This window comes from Morganella sp. GD04133 (genome assembly GCF_029835375.1).
Lineage (GTDB): Bacteria > Pseudomonadota > Gammaproteobacteria > Enterobacterales > Enterobacteriaceae > Morganella > Morganella morganii_B.
The window spans coordinates 1-1,637 of sequence record NZ_JAODZS010000085.1 but is presented as its reverse complement, the minus strand read 5'-3'; the positions used below and the strand labels follow the sequence as shown (position 1 = coordinate 1,637).

Here is a 1,637-nt window from a genome sequence, read left to right as displayed (position 1 = left end):
ACGGTTTCCACCGACGGGATCACATTCACCCACATTTCTGCGGTGTTGGACGGGTTGCCCTCGTTATCCTCACCGACCGCTGTCACACGGTAGCCCTGCGGCCCGCCGTTACGATCCATAAAGACATATTCCGGCAGGGTAATATCCGCCGTGGTCAGCCCGGTTTGTCTGATTTCACCGCCGTTTGCCAGCAGTTCAGGTGCTGACCAGCGCAGTGATTTCAGGCCGTATTTGGCCTTCAGCACACTGACCGTCACCGGATGCGTCTGTGCCGCCTCACCGTGCAGTGCCGGCGGCAGGGCGATCCGCAGCAGTTCCTGCTTACGGTACTGCATCACGATGTTGTAGTTTCTGTCGACAAAGTCGTAACGGTTACCCGCCAGGTTACGCATCAGATCAACATTGTCAGTATCCAGCTGCTGTGATAACGGCACGCCGAAACGGTAGGAAAGCTCCATACCGACCTGGCTGTCATTGGAATCACCGCGGGAGGTCTGACCTTTGAAGGTGATCAGCGGGAACGGGGTGTAACTGAGCCCGAGGGTGGAGACCGACGGGTTACTTTTCAGTTCACCGGACGAGGTGGTACCGGCCAGGCTGATGCCGTCGCCGAAGTACTGTTCATATTTTGCAAATGCGCCTAACTGCGGATAATCAGGCAGATAGCCTTCCGCGCGGATATCAAACCCGTTCGCCGGACGTTCATCATAATCGCGCATTTCATGCAGTGCCGACTGATGCCAGTCGGTTACCCTGAAGTAGCCGTTAGCTGCAAATTTCAGGTAGTTGGCCCATAATTCACCGCCGACACCAACCCGCGAGTTACTGCCGGTGATATCGTAGTCATAAAAGCTGTTCACCCCCCACATCCAGCCGTCTTCATACTGACGGTAACCCAGACCGAGGTTGGTGGTGGTGCGCTCATCGTTGGCACGAAAGCCGATCTGTGAAAACAGCAGGCTGTTCGGGTTATCGATTAACGGCACCAGGAGATCGGCATCGCCGGTTTTATTGCTGCCGAACTGAATGCGGGCATGGCCCACCTGGTTCAGCCAGTCGTTCACCTGCTGGTTGAGCAGATTTTCACCGATACCGCGCACATAGCCGAGAGACGCATTCACCGCATCATCTGCGGAGAGGATCTGCCCTGCCTGTGAGGCATTGTCTGCCAGACGGGCTTCACTCTGCGCCGTTTCATCTTGCGGAGAGATATCGGGCAGACCGAGGGTCGGCAACGCACTGAAGATATCATCGGTCCGCACGGTATTATCGCGCGGTGCCGGATTTGCCGGGTCCGGCAGCGTGCTGACACTCATCGGGAACGGCATACCATTCTGCCCGGAGATAAAACCGCTGTCTGAACCGGCCGGCATCACGCCGTATTCACTGCCGGATGGCATTTCAACGGTAAATCCCTCACCGCTCAGCGTACTGCCGGACGCCGCTCTTTCACTCTGAGGCTGCAGAGAGGGGTCGGGGGATGTATCCATCAGGGCATTAAGTCCGTCGAAGGTTTCTGACATCATTAATGCATCATTTTGCTCTGCCGCATAAGCAACCGATAATGTTGCGGTCGACACCGGAAAAAATAACTGCAAAAAGAGTAACAGACAGGCCGTTACCCTCTTTGTTTTTGA

At 55.8% G+C, this 1,637-nt stretch carries 1 protein-coding gene; it reads right to left on the bottom strand.

Annotated elements, in window-relative coordinates; translation table 11 throughout:
* On the bottom strand, positions 1–1,526 hold a 1,526-nt coding region (locus N7387_RS21135), incomplete at its 3' end, for an inverse autotransporter beta domain-containing protein (protein ID WP_279800934.1).
* Between the last annotated feature and the right edge of the window lie 111 nt (positions 1,527–1,637).